The organism is Ruminococcus sp. YRD2003 (assembly GCA_900109435.1).
Classification (GTDB): domain Bacteria; phylum Bacillota; class Clostridia; order Oscillospirales; family Ruminococcaceae; genus Ruminococcus; species Ruminococcus flavefaciens_G.
This window is the reverse complement of sequence record FNZT01000007.1, coordinates 206,994-225,196: the sequence shown is the minus strand read 5'-3', so window position 1 is coordinate 225,196 and position 18,203 is coordinate 206,994. Positions and strand designations below refer to the sequence as shown.

The following is an 18,203-nucleotide window of genomic DNA, read 5'->3' as shown; positions in this document are numbered from 1 at the left end:
ACAGTAGGTAAAAATACAAAGGCAATAACAGAGTACATACAGCGGCAGCTTGAAGAAGACAGAATGGCGGGTCAGCTGACATTGGACGATACAAACCCGTTTAACGGGTAAGCAGTAATAAAACGCAGGAAAACGTAGCCGCATGCGTCCGTGTTGCTACGCCTTTTCAGGCGTGGCTTGTACCATGAGCCCCTATGGGGCGTTTAAGGAAAAACCCCCGGCTCTGCCGGGGGATGTTTATTAGAAGTAAACTTAACTATTACGATTAGATTTATTTTAATACTGACTCATGTAGAGTGAAATGCATAGGGATGCCCATGTTCATGCGGATATTCAGCTCGCCCTGTATCAGTGGCATAAAGTAGCTCATCACCGCGTCGGTGATGTTGTTACCCGCGGAGTTGATGTACTCGCGCGGCAGGAACTTCTCCTTGTTCGCGATGAGGGAGGAGTCTGCCGCCTCGATAACGACCGTGTACGGCATATCCTTCACGCGGCGGAATGCCATCATCTTGCCCGTATTTCCCGCAAGCGCACATCTCACGCCCGCAGCTCCGACTGCCTCGGACTCGTCGATATCCGTGCGCGAGCAGAGGTGCGATGAGCAGCGCTGCATTACGTTGAGCTCGATAGAGCGCACCTTGCAGCCTATCTGCTCGCGTACCTGCTCCTCGAGATACTTGCCTATGCCAGAGAGGTACTTGTGTCCAAAGTTGTCGACTACTCCCGACTGCACGCCGTCAGGCACCTCCATGCCTTCCGATACCGCGACGATGACCGCCTTGTGCTTAGCCATCTGGTTGCGGACGTCGTTCATGAACTTGTCCAGCGAGAACTCTGCCTCGGGGACGTATACAAGGTGCGGAGCAGACTCGCCGAGCGCGTGCAGTACGGCGCTTGAAGCTGTCAGCCAACCCGCGTGACGTCCCATGACCTCGACGATAGTGACCGAGGGTATGCTGTATACCGAGCTGTCGCGGACTATCTCATGCATGGTCGCGGCTACGTACTTAGCCGCCGAGCCGAATCCGGGGGTGTGGTCGGTCACGCAGAGGTCGTTGTCTATGGTCTTGGGGATTCCGATGACCTTGATATCTATCTTCTTCTCGGCAAAGTACGCCGAGAGCTTGTCCACTGTGTCCATTGAGTCGTTTCCGCCGATGTAGAAGAATGCGCCTATCCTACGCTGTTTCATCGTCTTGACTATCTTCTTGTAGGTCTCCTCGTCCTCCTTGTAGTCGGGCAGCTTGTATCTGCACGAGCCGAGCACCGTCGACGGCGTCTGGCGCAGGAGCTCCATGTCGTCGTTGGTGTTGATGAAGGCTTTGAGGTCGATGAGGTGGTTCTCTATAATGCCCTCAATTCCGTTCACCGAACCGAATATTGCGTCTATTTTAGGCTCCTTGAGTGCCTCGCTGAATACGCCCACGAGTGAGGCGTTTATCGCGCAGGTGGGACCTCCCGACTGCGCTACTGCAATGTTCATCATATTGCTTCCCTCCGTTGTCGAAATACGAACGTATACCTTATTATAGCATACGACCGTAAAAAAATCAACATATTGAGCATTATTTTTGATGTTTAGAAGCTCTTCTATAATCGAATTCTTTGCCAATTCTAAGATGCGCTTTATTTGATGCCCGCGTTTTTCTGTACTTGACAACTGCATGTATATATGATACAATATTGATACAATAATAATTTTATGTATATCCAACATTGTGAAAGGAGGACGTATGGTGAAAACGCTCAGGATAGCGGGCTACTGCCGAATCTCGGTAGATGACGAGCTCGACCGCGACAACACCTCAATCGAGAACCAGAAGTCGCTCATTACTGATTATGTGACCCGCACTTTCCCCGAGGCGGAGCTCGACTTCTATGAAGACCGTGACCGTTCAGGCTACACTTTTGAGCAGCGCGAGGGCTATCAGGAGCTTCGCAAAAAAATGCTGCGACTGGAGTACGATATACTTATCGTCAAGGACTTCTCACGTTTCAGTCGTCGTAACAGTAAGGGACTTGTTGAGCTTGAGGATCTCCGTGACGCTGGAATGCGTATCATTTCAATAGGCGACAGCATAGACTATCCTACCTATGATGACTGGACGGCGATACAGTTCCGTTTCCTTATCAATGAGATGCCTGTTACGGACACTTCAAAGAAGGTCAAGTCTGTGATCAAGCGGCGTCAGGAGGAAGGCAAGTGGATATGTGCTGTTCCATATGGTTATATCATGCAGAATACCAAGACACAGAAGTTCATAGTGGACGAGCCGGCAGCAGAGATAGTACGTGAGGTTTTCAATCTCTACGTTCAGGGGTGGGGGTATCAAAAGATAGCACATTACCTGACCGACAAGCATATCCCGACTCCGAATATGGCAGAGAAAATGCGCCGTGAAGCAAACGGCGAGGAGTGCCATATCAAGGCAAAAGAGGCGTGGAGCGCTGTTACGATAAGCGAGATGCTTTCCAATGATTTCTACATCGGCACGCTCAGGCAACGCAAGTACAGGCGGAAGAAGATAAACGGAGAGCCGGAAAAGCTTCATGAATCTGAGCATCTTGTCTTTGAGAATAATCACGAAGCAATCGTGAACTACAATGTATTTTCTCAGGCGCAGGAACAGCAAAAAAAGCGCGGAACCGCCCACTATCGCGGCGTCAAAAAATATGATAATGTCTATTCGGGATATCTTTTCTGCGGAGACTGCGGATCTCCGATGTTTTCAATGAGCAGGTCAAATCTTCCGCCTGCATATCGCTGTGGAACGTATCACAGGCAAGGAGTGAAGGGCTGCACTTCACATCATACGAGAGTCGATATGCTTGATGGGTTGTTAAAAGAGTATATCAGGAAGGTTCGTGATAACTCTTCAGATATGCTTAAACAATTGCAGGAAGCAATTGACAATACTCAGACCGAGACTGATTCCAGTAAGAACCTTATTGATACTCTGGAACAGCAGATTGATGATGCAAGGCTTGAAATAAAAATGCTAACACGACAGCAAGCTCGTGAGGCGATGCTTCATCCGGAACGTGAAGAGATACTTAATGAAATCTATTCGGAGCAGATAGACGAGCTTACAATACGTATAGAAGGACTGAAAAACCAACTTAAAATGGCAATAGATAAGCACAATACGTTCATCCAGTCCAGTCGTATTGCGAAGAGAGTAATTGAGGTATTCGACGACATACTTGCAAAGGAAAGTCTATCAAAGAGCGATGTCGGCTTCATTATCGATAAAATAGTTGTTTACAATGACCGCATAGAGATTCGCTTGAAAGCAGATATAGACAGGCTTCTCCGCTGCGGAATACCTACCGAAGCCGTTCTCGTTGCGGCAGGAGAAAACGCAAATTTTGAGCAAGGCACGGAAATAACCGAAAATGAGCCGTTTATCGCCCAAATACGGAATAAAAAGGGCGATATTTTCCGTGTCAATGTAGTCAGTGACGGCGACCCCTTAGAGATATACACAAACAGCGAAGGCGAGGTCATATTCAAGAAATACTCGGCTATGAGTGAGCTGAGCGAGAACGCGGCAAACGTGGCGGAGGTCATGTACAAGACGGCGGGGTGTCCCGTGGTGATATTTGACAAGGACCACGTAGTCGCGTCGGCGGGAGTACCGAAGCGCGAGTTTGCGGAGCGCCGCGTGACGGGCCAGCTTGAGGAACTCATGGACAACCGCGGGCAGTTCTTCTGTCCCGACGGGCGGAGCAACAGCTTCTTCCCTGCGGAGGGCGTAGAGCGCACCGCAATTGCAGCCGTGCCGATAATCACGGCAGGAGACGTTTCGGGAGCAGTAGCCTTTATGACGTCGGACAAGGGCGCAGAGGCGACAGACTTGCAAAAGAGCCTTATCACGGCAGCAGCGCAGTTCCTTGCGAAGCAGATAGAATAAAGGACGCATTCCCTGCGCTGTTCTTAGCGAAAAATCGGATTACCGAGCCTGAAATAACGGGCTCGGTATTTCTTTGCCGCAAAGCTGTCCGAAGCGGCTCATGCGTGCGTCCATTTTATTGTGTATGGTATCTTCATGCAGGAGTGTCCTTTTGTAGTCCCCGAGTTACAGGATGATAAGCTTATTGCCAATGGAAACCGCTGCGTTTTGTGATAAAAACAGTAAAATATTGACATCTTCCGAAATATGCTGTATACTAATAGAAATAAATTTTTTGGGGAGGTACATACCATGAAAGACCTGATAGCTTACTGCGGACTCGACTGCGAAAAGTGCGAGGCCCGCACAGCCACGCTCAATAATGACGACGCGCTTCGCGAGAAGGTGGCGCGGGAGTGGTCTGAGATGAACTCCGCGGACATCAGACCCGAGATGATAAACTGCGACGGCTGCCGTGTGGAAGGCCGCAAATTCGCCTACTGCGAGTCGCTCTGTCCGATAAGGCGGTGTGCAATGGAGCGTCAGGTCGAGACCTGCGGTGAATGTCCCGAAATGCCGTCGTGCGAGAAGGTAGCAATGGTGACCGCGAACAGCGAGGAAGCTCTCGACAATCTGAAGGGGTGAGACAAATGGAGATACGCAGATTCCGCGAGGAAGACGCAGAAGCCGTCTCCGCACTTGTAATAAAAACGGTCAGGATATCCAACGTAAAGGACTACACTCCCGAGCTGATGGAGGAGGTCGTCAAGAATATGCAGCCTGCAAACATACTTGAGCGTGCGGGCTGGACCCACTTCTACGTCGTTGAGGACGAGGGCGGCATCATCGGCTGCGGAGCAATAGGACCGTACTGGGGCAAGACCGACGAAAGCAGTTTGTTCACCATATTCGTGCTGCCCGAGTATCAGGGCAGGGGAGCAGGCAGACTCATAATCGAAACGCTCGAGCAGGACGAGTTTTTCCTGCGTGCGAAGAGGATAGAGATACCGTCATCGATAACGGCAGTGAACTTCTACCGACGCATGGGCTATGACTACAAGAACGGCATAGCGGAGGTCGATGACGAGCACGTATACCGCTTGGAGAAGTTCAGATAATTGGAGACAGAAAGGAAATCAGACAATGAAAAGATGCATAATATGGGCAGTGATAATGCTTGTGGTACTGGCAGTTCTCAATATTATAGGGACTGTAGTCCACAAATTCGTGGTCTGCGATATGCTTACGCCGACCATGACGGGGTACGTGGCAAAGAGCGAGGAAATGCTCCACCCGCAGCTTAAGGAAAACGGCAAGACCAATGGTCTTGAGCGCCTTTACATACGCCAAATGCTTGACAACAGCCGCATCGAATCGGACGGCAGTATAATCCCCACCCTGCTTTTTATCGACATCAAAGCAGACCAGTCTATCATCTTGTTTGACGGTGATGGCATGAACCAGTTCTCGAAGGGCACGTTCGCCGCAGCCTACGAGGAGACCGAGGAAAAGCTGGACGGTATCAAGCGCACGATAGGACTTGTCTCCGTGGACGAGCTGTGCGGCTATGACGAGTCGAAGGAGCTCTGCGACGTGCTTGAAAAGCATATTGACGCAAATTTGCGGCTGGACTCCTACACCATCGACGACTATCTGGTAACGCCCGTGAAGGTAACGGTCATCGACGGCAGCGGCAGCGAGCTGAAGAGCATCGAGTTCCCGAGCAGCGGCGAAGTCATCGAGCGCGAGAACATCTACATTTACGGCGGTTCAGACCTTGATTCCGAGGTGGACAGGTCTGAGAGAAACAGCCTTTACACTGACATGAAGACCGCGTATCTCGGGGAGAGACGTGCCGATAAAATCGCTGAGAAGCTTGCAAAGAAGGTCGACCTGAGCCGCGACGAGACAGTGACTAAGTACAGGCTCGGCTTCGGACACGTCGCAACGCGGAGCTATGAAGTAGCGGACGGCAGAGCAATGGTATGGGTGTTCGACAGCAGCTACATGAAGAGCATACTGATATGGGCAGGGATAATATGTGTGCCCGTAACGCTGATAGTATTCCTCGTCGGACGCAGAAAGAAGAACGATTATTGACAGATACGGACCTGTCCCCTCGGGGGCGGGTCCTTTGCTTTTTGTGGAGTGAATGCCGTCTGCTCATTTTTTTCTTGCTATTTTCAGAAAAATATGGTATCATATTACTGTATGGATTGGCGGACGCGGCGTTCGCAGAACAGGAGCTTGCTATGAACATCAGGAAATCTCTCGCAATGCTTGCGGCAATGGCAGTTTTAGGCGCTGCTGCGGCGGGTTGCGGCAAGAGCGGCGGTGATAATGTGGAGTACGAGTGGAGTAACGTCGCGATAGGCGGCGGCGGTTACATTACGGGCATTGTTTACAATCCAACCGAGGAAGGGCTTGCTTATGTGCGCACCGATATCGGCGGAGCGTACCGCTTTGACAAGGAAAAGGACAAGTGGCTCCCGATAACCGACCACCTCGGCGGTGACGAGTGGAACCTCATCGGTATCGAGAGTATCGCCACCGACCCTGTCGAGCCCAACCGCGTGTATGCGGCTTGCGGCACATATATGGGCGAAAACGGCGCTATACTCTCCTCGGAAGACTACGGCAGAACGTGGAAGCGCTTCGACCTTGATTTCGGCTGCGGAGGCAACTGTTCGGGACGCGGAGTAGGCGAGAGACTGAAGGTCGACCCTGTAAACAACAGCAATGTATATTTCGGCTCGCGTACCCGCGGATTGTGGAAGTCCGAGGACTACGGCGAGACATGGAAAAAAGTGGAGACTTTCCCCGTGCAGGGAGACTACTATCAGGAGGGCAACGCCATCGGCGTGATGTGGGTCGAGTTCGACCCGACGAGCGGTGATGTCTATGCGGGAGCTGCACAGATGAACGGCGAGTGCGTGTACAAATCGTCGGACGGCGGCGCAACGTGGAAGGCTCTGCCCGCGAATAATGCAGGAATGTACCCGTTACAGGCGGTCATCTCCGAGAACGGGCATATGTACCTTGCCTACTCTGACACGGCAGGTCCAAACACCGACCCGAAAAACGGTGCAGTCTCCGCACTCGACCTTAAATCGGAAAAATTCGAGGACATAACCCCCGATGTCGGCGACGGCAGATACGGCGGCTTCGGAGGCATAACGCTCGACGCTCAGGCTCAGGATACCATAGTTGTGACTTCACTGAGCTTCTGGGACGACAGGGGACACAACATCTACCGCTCGCAGGACGGCGGAAAAAGCTGGTCTTCCCTGTATACAGGCAAGGAAAAGAACTACAAAATGGATGTGTCCGAAGCGGACTGGCTCACATGGGGGCGCGAAGAGGCATCTATCGGCTGGTGGACAGCAGCAGTGGCGCTCGACCCGTTCAACTCTGATAAGGTCAGCTACGGCACGGGAGCAACGCTCTACTCTACAGTCAACCTCACCGACCTCGGGAGCGGCACGCCCGTGACCATAGAATTCGATGCAAAGGGCATAGAGGAGACGGCTGTATTCGACATGGTGGCACCACCGCATGAGGACGGCAAGCCGCAGATGTACTCGATAATGGGCGACTTGACAGGCTTTGCGCATCTTGATGTGGAGACTCCGCCCGACGACGCTCACTTTATGAAGAACGGCAATGCTACGTCGGTCGCGTGCGCGTGGCTCGACAGCAATTACGGCGTGTATACGAGCGAGTCGAAGAAGTCGCTCAACTACACGACTGACGGCGGCGCTACGTGGAACTGTATCAAGTTCCTGCCCGAGAAGTCGCAGGGCGGCTATGCGTGTATGTCAGCGGACGGCGGGACGATAATATGGCGTCCGTCAGCACTCAGCGGAAAGTCGTATATGACCCCAGACTACGGCGAGAAGTGGTACAACTGCGAAGGACTGAGCATCGGTGCGACAGTCATCGCGGACAAGGCGAATCCCAAGAAATTCTACGCTGTCAGCAGCGGAAGCTTCTTTGTATCCGAGGACGGCGGCTACAACTTCAAGTCCACAGGCGCGATACTCACCGATAACAGCAAGCTTGTTGCCGTCGGCGGACACGAGGGACACGTCTGGGCATACAACGGCTCGCACCCGATGTACAGCGAAGACGGCGGAGAGACTTTCACCCTGCTGAAAACAGTGAATGCAAAGGCTCTGGGATTCGGCGCTCCCGAGAAGAAGGGCGGCTATCCTGCAATATATATCATCGGCAACGACAATGTTGAGGGCAACGCCTCTCCTCACGGCGACGGCATCTACCGTTCGACCGACAAGGGCAGGACATGGCAGCGCCTCAACGACGACAAGCACCTTTTCGGCAACATCACCCCGTCCATAACGGGGGACAGCGAGGTTTTCGGCAGGGTCTACTTTGCCACGAACGGCAGAGGAATAGTTATGGGAGATGTGGCAGAGTAAATGGCAGACAAGAAAAAAAACGCCTTTATCGCGGCAGGAGCTGTAATGACTGCGGCAGCGGTCGGCGTATCGGCAGTTCTGTCGACGGCTGTTGTAAGCCGTAAACGCTACCCCGTGTTCGGAGTGGACGTCTCGAACTATCAGGGCGAGGTCGACTGGCACCTTCTCGAGGAGCAGGGCGTACAGTTCGCGTACATCAAAGCGACCGAGGGCAGCGGACACGTTGACGAGTCCGCGCGGCGCAATATCGAGAACTCCGCAGACACGGGAATAAAGCGTTCATGCTATCACTTTTTCAGCTTTGACAGCAGCGGACACACTCAGGCGCAGAATTTCATCTCTACCGTCGGCAGGGACGAGATAGACCTTCCGCCCGTGGTAGATATCGAATACTACGGAGACAAGGCTTTCGATAAGCCGTCACGCGATGAGACGGAAGATGTGCTGATACCGCTCCTTGACGAGCTGGAGCAGTATTACGGCGTAAAGCCCGTGATATATACGACTCTGCCCGTGTACTTCCGCTATGTCAAGCCGATATGCGGCAGTGATTACCCGCTGTGGATACGCTGCAAACAGACCGAGCCCGACTTCGTTGACTGGACGTTCTGGCAGTACGACGACCACGGCGAGCTCGACGGCTACTACGGCGACGAGCGGTATATCGACTTCAACGTCTTCAACGGCACAGCCGAGGAGCTTGAAGAACTGACATTAAAATAATGTAGGGGCGCATTCTGTGCGCCCGCAAATATGCGAACGTCATACACGGGCGGCGAAACGCCGCCCCTACAAGATGTTAATTCAACCAAATGTAGGGGACGCCGCCCTCGGCGTCCCGCATTGAAACGTCAGCTATCGTGTTCGCAAACAATTCACTGGATTGTTTGCGAAGACCAAATTAATTGGAATTAGTTTTATGCCGCCCATAGAGCGGCACCAAGGACGCTGTCCTTGGAACCTGCGAGGCTCTGTCCTCGACCCGCAAGCCTTTGAAAAGGCTTGAGCGAAACTTTCGGTTTCGCGTTCAACTTTTTTTAATCGGCAGATACCTCCGCGCGAGAAGTTGTTCGTGCGGCAAATCATACACCACAGGAGGTCACAATGAGACCATTTGAATTGATACCGCCCATAAAGGACTACATCTGGGGCGGAACGAAGCTCCGCGAGGAGTTCGGCAAGGAGAGCGGACTTGAACGCCTCGCCGAGAGCTGGGAGCTGAGCTGTCACAAGGACGGCGTCAGCGTGATAAAGGGAGGGGAGTTCGACGGCATGACGCTTCCCGACTTCATCGCGGAGCACCCTGAAGCACTTGGCAAAAACTGCGGAAGATTCGAGTTTTTCCCTGTGCTGATAAAACTTATAGACGCGCGGGATGATCTCTCCGTGCAGGTACACCCCGACGACGACTACGCAATGCGCGTCGAGGGCGGATACGGCAAGACGGAGGTTTGGTACGTCATTGACTGCGAGGAGGGGGCAGAGCTGATATACGGCTTTGCTGAGGAGACCGACTCCGATACCTTCCGCCGAGCGATAGAGGAGGGGACTCTCCTTGATATCGTCAACCGAGTGCCTGTAAAAAAAGGCGACGTGTTCTTCATTGAGGCGGGAACGCTCCACGCGATAGGCAAGGGCATACTCATCGCTGAGATACAGCAGAACTCCAACACGACCTACCGTGTCTACGACTACGGCAGGCTCGGAGCCGACGGCAAACCTCGCGAGCTCCACATAGACAAGGCGCTTGACGTCACGAGGTGTACACCGCCGACCGTGAAGTACGGTCAGCCGAAAAGCGTGAATATGGCGGGTATGTGGCGGACTCCGATAGCGGAGTGCGGCTACTTCTCCACCGAGAAGTACGACATCTTCCGCAGTATGAGTGTCGGCAGTCCCGACAGCTTCACTCATCTGCTCTTCCTCAGCGGAGAGGCGGACATCGTGTATGACGGCGAGACCGTCCTGCACGCTAAAAAAGGTTCAAGCGTATTTGTTCCCGCAGGAGCGGATACGTGCGATATAAAGGGCAAATGCTCAGTAATAATCACAAAGGAATCCAGAGGAGGAAATCAAAAATGAAATATTACGTAGGAATCGACCTCGGCGGAACAAACATCGTTGCGGGCGTAGTTGACGAGCAGTACAACATAGTTGCCAAGGCGAGCACCAAGACCAATTGTCCGCGTCCCGAGAAGGAGATAGCGGAGGACATGGCAAAGATGGCTGTTCAGGCAGTCGAGAACGCAAATCTTACGCTCGACGATATTGGCTGGATAGGTATCGGTACTCCCGGTATCGCTAACAGTTCAACAGGCATAATCGAATACTCGAACAACCTCGGCTTCAAGGACACACCCATGGTGAAGTACATCAGTGAGTTCGTCGGCAGGAGCGATATCCCCGTATTCATCGAGAACGACGCAAACGCGGCAGCATACGGCGAATATGTAGCGGGAGCAGCAAAGGGCGCGACAAATGCGGTATGTATCACACTCGGCACAGGCGTAGGCGGCGGTATCATCATCGACGGCAAGATATATGCAGGCTCAAACTTCGCAGGCGCTGAGATAGGTCACACTGTCATTGAGGTCGACGGAGCACAGTGCTCATGCGGACGCAAGGGCTGCTTCGAGGCTTATTCCTCGGCTACGGGACTTATCCGCATGACCAAGGAGGCTATGGCTGAGCACCCCGACAGCATCATGAACAAGTCGGCAGAGGAGAAGGGCAAGGTCACAGCCCGCACATCGTTCGACTGCATGAGAGCGGGCGACATCTACGCAAAGGCGGTCGTTGACAAGTACATAAAGTACCTCGCAGCAGGTATCACGAACACTATCAACATCTTCCAGCCCGACGTACTCTGCATAGGCGGAGGCGTATGCAACGAGGGCGACCCGCTTCTCCTGCCTATGAAAGCGCTTGTTGAGAAGGAGGTCTATACCCGCAATTCTCCGAAGAATACGAAGATAGTGATAGCATCGCTCGGCAACGACGCGGGCATCATCGGCGCGGCATTCCTCGGACGCGCGAACGCATAATTATTATTGTAGGGGCGAGTTCCGCTCGCCCGCAAATTCGGCGAATAAATGTCGGGCGCACGGAATGCGCCCCTACATCGCTGATATCTTTGGCTATATGTTACAATTGCGGCGATGGCTGTTTGTGCATATAGCCAAATTTTGTATCACGGTGCAACAATTTCTGCCTTTTCCGACACCCTATTAGTGAATCGATTCAAAGGAGGGATTCGTATGAATGATTTCTCCACAGATGTGAAGCTCGCAAGAGGCGGCGACTCCGAAGCCTTTGCGCGGCTCTATTCTCTGGTTTATAAGGACTTGTACCACATTGCTTTGTACAGCCTCAGAAGCTCTCACGACGCCTGCGACGTTGTCAGCGATACAGTTCTCGACGCCTTCACAACGATAGGCAGGCTAAAGGACGAAAAGGCATTCCGCGGGTGGATAATGAAGATACTTTCCGCGAAGATAAAGCGCAAGCAGAGGGAATACTTCGCGAATACCGCCGAGCTCAAGGACGAGGAACTCCCCGAGGAGGAATTCGGCTACGAGAATGTCGAGCTCAGGGAAGCCGTCGGGCGGCTTGACCCGCAGTCGAGGCTGATACTGTCGATGTCGGCGCTCGAGGGATACACGGGCGACGAGATAGCGCAGATATGCGGCATGAACGCCGCTACCGTGCGCTCGCGGCTGTCGCGCATAAAGGAGCGGCTCAGACTTGAGCTGTCGGGTACATAATGTCCGAACTTGCGGATAACAGAAAGGTGATGCACTATGAGAGAAAATGATGAGAAGCTGAGAGAGATGCTCACGAGCGAGGAAGTCCCCGAGCAGCTCAGCCCCGAAAATATCAAGGTTATGCTCGACGAGAAGGCACCGAAGAAGAAGCGGAGCGGAATATCCATAGCGGGCAGGATAGCTGCGGGAGCGGCAGCCTGCGCGGTAGTAGCAGGCTCGTATGCGGGAACGGCGCATCTGATGAAGGCACACAAGGACAGCGGCAGCTCGTCCGTGAGCACTATTGACGGAAACGGCAAGACAAAGGTCAGCGGCAAGCGTGTCGAGGCTCCGTACATGAACGGCGCGGAGAGCTACGAGGAAGTATACGAGCTGATGGAGACAAGCGCTAAGAAGTGGGAGAAGCAGCAGAAGCGCATGGAGCAAGGCAACGTGACAGGCGGCTTCTTCAATTTCACGAATAAAGATAAAGAGGTTTCAGCCGTTGCTGATGCAGCAATGCCCGAAACAGTGTACGAAGAGGCGGAGGAGAGCGGCACTTCTGCTGTCCCTGCGACAGAGGCTCCCGATACTCCCGACTATTCCGAGACCTACGACCAGGAAGAGGGCGTGCGCGAGGCTGACATCGTCAAGACCGACGGCAAAAACATCTACTACCTGTGGAATGACCGCGTCGACTATTACTATGATGAAGAAACAGACGCGTATGTCAACTCCTTCGACCATAACTTCCCGAAAATGGACATTGCGACTGTAAAGGACGGCGAATTCACAGACTCCAAGGTCCTCGACCTCACCCCCGACCTCAGCGCATTTGACATAGAGGGCAGATTTAACGTTACCGTCAGCGATATGTACGTATACAACGATATGATAGAGGTCATCGGCTCGGTCGATGAAAGCGGAAAGACTTATTATTCCAACGGCGGCTACTATATAGACGATGAGGGCGTGTACCATCCGCCTGTCAGCAGTACGTTCGTCTCCTTCTACACCACGGGCGACGAGCCCGAGCTCATCGGCACGTATTTTCAGGACGGTTTCTACAACGACGTGAGGATAGCTCCCGACGGCTGTATGTACCTGATATCCACGTATAACACGGTCGATTTCAACAGCGTTGAGGACAAGAAGAACGTCGAGCGCTATATACCCTGCTGCGGCACGGACGACACGATACAGTGCATACCTCCCGAGGACGTACTGCTCCCGACAGAAGCACCCACGGCGAAAACTCTGCTCAGCTATACCGTCATAAGCGGTATCGACCTCAGCGAAGCGGGCACATTCAATGTTGTTGACAACAAGGCGCTTGCGGGTTTCACGGGAACTGTTTACAGCTCCGCAGACAACATCTACGCGGCAGTCAACAAAGGCGGCGGAGACTCCGATATCACGCGTATCGCGGTTGACGGCGGAACTATCGAGCCCATGGCTTCGGGTACGGTAGAGGGCTACGTGCTCAACCAGTTCTCAATGAGCGAGTACGACGGACACTTCCGTATTGCGACCACTATCAACAAGTACCACGATAACAGCTCGGTAATAGGCGACATATTCGGCACAAACGAGCCCTCATACACTGAGCGCTGCAATGCGGTGACAGTTCTTGATATGGACATGAACACCGTTGGCAAGATAAAGGACTTCGGAGCGGACGAGCAGATAAAGTCCGTGAATTTCAGCGGAGATATGGCATATGTCGTAACTTTCAGACAGACCGACCCGCTCTTTGCGATAGACCTCTCCGACCCGACAGAGCCGACTATCCTTGACGAGTACAAGATAAACGGCTTCAGCACCTATATGCAGAAGTGGGACGACGGACTGCTCCTCGGCTTCGGGGTAGACGCCGACGAAAACGGCTTGCAGAACGGCGTAAAGCTCGTTATGTTCGACAACTCAGACCCGAATGATCTCAGGGAAGTGGGCTTCTGCTCGCTCAATCGGTTCACTACGGATTCTGCGTATGTAAACTCAGTTGCGACATATGAGCGCAAGGCTCTGCTGATAGCTCCCGAGAAGAACCTCATCGGCGTACCTGTTCAGCTTTATGACGAGTATACCTACGAGTCGAAGTACAAGTATATGTTCTATTCCTACGAAGACGGCGAGTTCGTCCTTCGCGGCGAGGTCACCGACGTGTTTGATACTGAGCGTAATACCTCCGCAGACAGAGCGCTCTACATCGGCGATTATGTATATGTGCTCGCGGGCGAGAAGTTCATCTCTGCTGATATCGAGAATATCGGGATAGTTGACAGCGTGACTTTTGAGTGAGGAACAATGAAATAACTGACAGGGCAGCATATGTGTGCTTCCCCTAACTAAAAAAGTGGGCTGCCGAGCCGTGACCTTACGTTACGTATTTGGCAGCCCACGAAACTGCCCGAGGGGGCTCCACTCATCCGCCCTGTTTTTTCGAGCACTGAACTAATGGTTGCAAAATCCTTCAAAACATAGTATAATCATATCAGCACATAATAATGCAGGAGGTGTTCGCATGAACCAGCACACACGTTTCAATCTGCCTATCTGTCTCGCCGTCGAGGAGGACGCTTTCTTTCACTCCGACGAGATAATCAGACGCTATATCCCTGACATCATCGGTAAGAAGACCCTCGTGATATCCGAGGAATTTCTCATTGGCATATACAAGGAGAAGATAACCGATATCAGCCGCGATTTCGGCAATGCCGAGATATACGCAATGGGAAGCGCGAGCTTTGACGAGGCTGTTTCTATCGCCAAGAAGGTCTGCATCGAGGACATAAAGGTCATCATCGGCATTGGAGGCGGCAGAGTGCTCGATACAGCCAAGTACGCAGCTCATATAAGCAAGGCGGTCTATATCTGTATGCCGACCTCGCTCAGCAACGATTCCCTCGCTTCACCGTTTGCAGTTCTCGAGACAGAAGGCAGCGCCCGCAAGACACTCGACTGCAAGATACCGACGGCAATAATCGTCGATACCAATATGATAATCAACGCTCCCGAGACACAGACTCTCTCGGGAATAGGCGACACCATTGCCAAGCACACCGCCCTCTATGACTGGAAGCTCTCGGCGGCGCGGACGGGCTCGCAGGTGGACGACTTCGCCTATGCTCTCAGTCGCATGAGCTATGATTCCGTCTACCACTGCGACGAGCAGGATATGAAGAGCCGCGTGTTCATACGCATACTCTCACGCGCTCTCGTGATGGGCGGACTTGCAATGGAGATAGCGGGCTCGTCGAGACCGTGCAGCGGCAGCGAGCACCTCTTCGCACACGCTATCGAGGAATACTACCCCGAGATAAAGATATCCCACGGACTGGCAGTCGCTCTCGGAAGTGTGCCCGCGTGCATTTTTCAGGGACAGGACCCGAGCGGCATGATAAGCTTCTTTGCGGCGCATAACCTTGTCATCGACCCGAAGGCTTATGGTATCACGGAGGATATGTTTGCGGATATGTGGGAGAAAGCACGTACAGTCAGAGCGGGCAGGATAACCATACTCGACGACGTGAAGCACGACCGCGTACAGCTGAATGAGATATACGCAAGAATGACGGAGGGCAAATGAAAACAGGACTTATTTTTGATATGGACGGCACGCTCTGGGATTCCTCCGAGGGCGTAGCCGCATCGTGGACCGAAAAGGTGCGGGAGCTTGGCTATGACCGCCCCGCGATAACGAAAGAGGACGTTATGTCAATAATGGGGCTGACCATGGACAGGATAGCCGATATCATCTTCGCTGACCTGCCCAAAGACGAGCGTATGCGCCTTCTTGACCTCTGCTGCGCGCACGAGAACGACTATCTCCGTGAGCACGGCGGAGTGCTCTACCCCGACCTTGAAACCACGTTCAAGGCACTGAAAAAGGAAGGCTATGAGCTGTACATCGTCAGCAACTGTCAGAGCGGCTATATCGAGGCTTTTCTGGAGCATTACGGCTTCGGGCATTACTTCTCGGACATCGAGTGCTATGGCAACAACCTCAAAGGCAAGGGCGAGAACATCGCACTGCTTGCGGAGCGCAATTCCCTTGAAAAAGCATGGTATATAGGTGATATACAGGGAGATTACGATGCAACGGTGCAGGCGGGACTTGAGTTTATCCACGCCGCCTACGGCTTCGGCACGATAGAACAGACAGTCCCCGAGCTGGAGCGCTTCAGCGACCTGCCGAGGCTGCTGAAAACACTGAAATGACCTAAAGCGAGCATAATTTACACAAAAAAGGCAGTCCTCGCAGGACTGCCCTTTTTATGTTTCTATTCATCAATCTATATCAGAGTTTGCTTTTGGGGGAGCGCGGCTTACGCTGTTTACCCATTAGAGGCGGATAGTCAGCGCATTTGCCGCGCGATATAGGAAAGGAGGTAGTTATTCAGCTGCGGCCTCTGTTGCCTCTTCTACAACTTCCTCAGCTGCCTTCTCGTGAGCCTTGGGTCCCTTAGGTCCCTTGTCGTTCTTCTCGGGAGCCTTGGGAGCAACGGGCGGAACGGGCTTCTCAGCCTCGTCGGGCTTAGCGGGTTTCTCGGGAGCTACAGGCGGAACAGGCTTCTCAGCCTCATCAAGCTTAGCGGGCTTCTCGGGAGCAACGGGCGGCTCGGGCTTCTCGCCATCCTCGATAACGGGCTTCTCGGGAGCTACAGGCGGCTCGGGCTTTGTCTTGTCGTCCTTCTCGGGAGCCTTGGGAGCCTTGGGCTCAAGACCTTCCTTGATGAAATCGAACCATGAAGCCTTAGCGTCAGCGCTCTTGAAATCCTGAGCATCGATGTCGAAAGTCTCGTCGATCTTCTCGCAGATCTCGTGCTTGCCAACGTGCTTCTTCGGAGCGGGCTTCTCAGCCTCTTCCTTCTCCTCGGGCTTTTCAGCCTCTTCCTTTTCCTCGGGCTTTACGAGCTCGGGAGCAGTGGGCTTCTCAGCCTCCTCAGCGGGAGCAGCAGTCTCTTCCTCAGCAGCAGGAGTCGCCTCGTCCTCGGCAGCCTCTGTTGATTCAACAGCCTCAGCCTCTGTAGCAGTCTCGGTCGTAACCTCAACTGTCTCAGCGGGCTTGTCGTCAGAAAGTGTGATAGCAGCGAACGATGTCACGCCTGTTGCTGTGGAGAGGATGGATACTGCTGCGATAGCAGCGATGATTGACTTCTTGTTTTTCATGATGAATTACTCCTTTTTAATAAATTTTCGGTTTTGCTTTAGCTCTTTTCGAGCTTCTGTTAGTAGTTTACGGAGCACATTTCCAAAAAGCGGGGTAATTCAAAAAAATTTTTGAAATTTTTTTGTACGGAGCAGCTCATAAGCCGAAAAACAAGAAATATCCGCAAAAAAAGGCGGCAGAAGGGGATCCGCCCCTCTGCCGCCTGAAAATATTGTCACATTTCGGAGATGTCGTTGGCTGTCAGCCTTATGATACCGCCGTTTTCGAGAGCCGCATACGCAGCGTCGTTGTCATCGACGCGGATAACGAAAGATACCGACCTGTCAGACTTTCCGAGGAAAGCGTAAAGGTATTCGATATTGACGTTCTGTTCGCCGAGGATATCGAGCACGCGGCTGAGCTGTCCGGGAGTATCGGGGATAGTGATAGCAACTATCTCGGTCTCTGCTACGGCGTAAGACGCCTCTCTCAGAGTGTCGACAGCCTTGTCCGTATCATCGACTATCATTCTGAGTATCCCGAAGTCCTTGGTATCTGCTATGCTGAGGGCTCTTATGTTGATCCTGTGATTTTTGAGCAGTTTCATTACGCCTGTAAGCTGATTCGGTTTATTGTCCAGAAATACTGAGATCTGTTTTACATATGCCATTGAAGTTCCTCCTTGCAGATTATTTACGTATCGGAGCTTACTTCTCCTCGTATATTACGAGGGCGGAGAAGTCCTCGATAAACTCGTTTACGTGAGTCTGAGCATCATGGCAGAGACCTGCCGCAGTGCTGTACTTGATGTCGATTACCTTAACGGTAGCGATAAACTCGTTGATATCGTTCTCGAAGTTAGCATACTTCTCGTATTTCTCCTGAGCGGGCTGGAAGCTTGTTGAAAAGATCTTTACTTTCATGATAATTTCTCCTTTAAAATAAAATGTATAATTCGCGGCAGAAGCTCTGC

At 52.6% G+C, this 18,203-nt stretch carries 16 protein-coding genes; 12 read left to right on the top strand and 4 right to left on the bottom strand.

Translation table 11 applies throughout. From position 1 onward, the window contains the following. Window positions 1–271: 271 nt before the first annotated feature. On the bottom strand, window positions 272–1,486 hold the full coding sequence (locus tag BMX22_RS07205) for a 6-phosphofructokinase (RefSeq protein WP_074741809.1): 1,215 nt from the start codon (window positions 1,484–1,486) through the stop codon (window positions 272–274). Between the two features lie 250 nt (window positions 1,487–1,736). On the opposite strand from BMX22_RS07205, the gene BMX22_RS07200 reads away from it, so the two are divergent. From BMX22_RS07200 to BMX22_RS07145, 12 genes are all read left to right on the top strand, one after another. After that, complete coding sequence (locus tag BMX22_RS07200; protein WP_074741804.1) at window positions 1,737–3,917, top strand: stage V sporulation T C-terminal domain-containing protein; 2,181 nt, start codon at window positions 1,737–1,739, stop codon at window positions 3,915–3,917. A gap of 291 nt (window positions 3,918–4,208) precedes the next feature. Further along, a complete protein-coding gene (locus tag BMX22_RS07195) occupies window positions 4,209–4,541 on the top strand; it encodes a DUF3795 domain-containing protein (protein WP_074741803.1) in 333 nt (110 codons plus the stop codon). 5 nt (window positions 4,542–4,546) lie between these two features. Next, window positions 4,547–5,014, top strand: coding sequence for a GNAT family N-acetyltransferase (locus tag BMX22_RS07190; RefSeq protein WP_074741802.1), 468 nt, complete (start codon window positions 4,547–4,549; stop codon window positions 5,012–5,014). 25 nt (window positions 5,015–5,039) lie between these two features. Further along, window positions 5,040–5,996 (top strand): hypothetical protein, encoded by a 957-nt coding sequence (locus tag BMX22_RS07185; RefSeq protein WP_074741801.1) that lies wholly within the window; start codon window positions 5,040–5,042, stop codon window positions 5,994–5,996. Window positions 5,997–6,148: 152 nt separating this feature from the next. After that, window positions 6,149–8,335 (top strand): hypothetical protein, encoded by a 2,187-nt coding sequence (locus tag BMX22_RS07180; RefSeq protein ID WP_074741800.1) that lies wholly within the window; start codon window positions 6,149–6,151, stop codon window positions 8,333–8,335. Then, window positions 8,336–9,058: a GH25 family lysozyme gene (locus BMX22_RS07175; RefSeq protein WP_074741799.1), complete on the top strand. Its 723-nt coding sequence runs from the start codon at window positions 8,336–8,338 to the stop codon at window positions 9,056–9,058. A 381-nt stretch (window positions 9,059–9,439) separates the two neighbouring features. Then, on the top strand, window positions 9,440–10,417 hold the full coding sequence (locus BMX22_RS07170; protein ID WP_074741798.1) for a type I phosphomannose isomerase catalytic subunit: 978 nt from the start codon (window positions 9,440–9,442) through the stop codon (window positions 10,415–10,417). After that, complete coding sequence (locus BMX22_RS07165; RefSeq protein ID WP_074741797.1) at window positions 10,414–11,379, top strand: ROK family protein; 966 nt, start codon at window positions 10,414–10,416, stop codon at window positions 11,377–11,379. The genes BMX22_RS07170 and BMX22_RS07165 overlap by 4 nt, the downstream gene beginning before the upstream one ends. A gap of 213 nt (window positions 11,380–11,592) precedes the next feature. Then, the gene (locus tag BMX22_RS07160) at window positions 11,593–12,099 is read left to right on the top strand and encodes an RNA polymerase sigma factor (RefSeq protein WP_074741796.1); all 507 of its coding nucleotides are present in this window, start codon (window positions 11,593–11,595) and stop codon (window positions 12,097–12,099) included. Window positions 12,100–12,135: 36 nt separating this feature from the next. After that, the gene (locus BMX22_RS07155) at window positions 12,136–14,379 is read left to right on the top strand and encodes a beta-propeller domain-containing protein (RefSeq protein ID WP_074741795.1); all 2,244 of its coding nucleotides are present in this window, start codon (window positions 12,136–12,138) and stop codon (window positions 14,377–14,379) included. Window positions 14,380–14,602: 223 nt separating this feature from the next. Beyond that, a complete protein-coding gene (locus tag BMX22_RS07150) occupies window positions 14,603–15,667 on the top strand; it encodes an iron-containing alcohol dehydrogenase family protein (protein WP_074741794.1) in 1,065 nt (354 codons plus the stop codon). Continuing rightward, the gene (locus tag BMX22_RS07145; protein ID WP_074741793.1) at window positions 15,664–16,299 is read left to right on the top strand and encodes an HAD family hydrolase; all 636 of its coding nucleotides are present in this window, start codon (window positions 15,664–15,666) and stop codon (window positions 16,297–16,299) included. The genes BMX22_RS07150 and BMX22_RS07145 overlap by 4 nt, the downstream gene beginning before the upstream one ends. A gap of 174 nt (window positions 16,300–16,473) precedes the next feature. On the opposite strand, the gene BMX22_RS07140 is transcribed toward BMX22_RS07145, so the two are convergent. The 3 genes from BMX22_RS07140 to BMX22_RS07130 form a co-directional block, all read right to left on the bottom strand. Then, window positions 16,474–17,250 (bottom strand): hypothetical protein, encoded by a 777-nt coding sequence (locus BMX22_RS07140; RefSeq protein ID WP_074741792.1) that lies wholly within the window; start codon window positions 17,248–17,250, stop codon window positions 16,474–16,476. Between the two features lie 215 nt (window positions 17,251–17,465). Beyond that, window positions 17,466–17,900, bottom strand: a complete 435-nt coding sequence (locus BMX22_RS07135) for an ACT domain-containing protein (RefSeq protein ID WP_074741791.1) — start codon at window positions 17,898–17,900, stop codon at window positions 17,466–17,468. 37 nt (window positions 17,901–17,937) lie between these two features. After that, complete coding sequence (locus tag BMX22_RS07130) at window positions 17,938–18,153, bottom strand: sporulation protein Cse60 (RefSeq protein ID WP_074741790.1); 216 nt, start codon at window positions 18,151–18,153, stop codon at window positions 17,938–17,940. Between the last annotated feature and the right edge of the window lie 50 nt (window positions 18,154–18,203).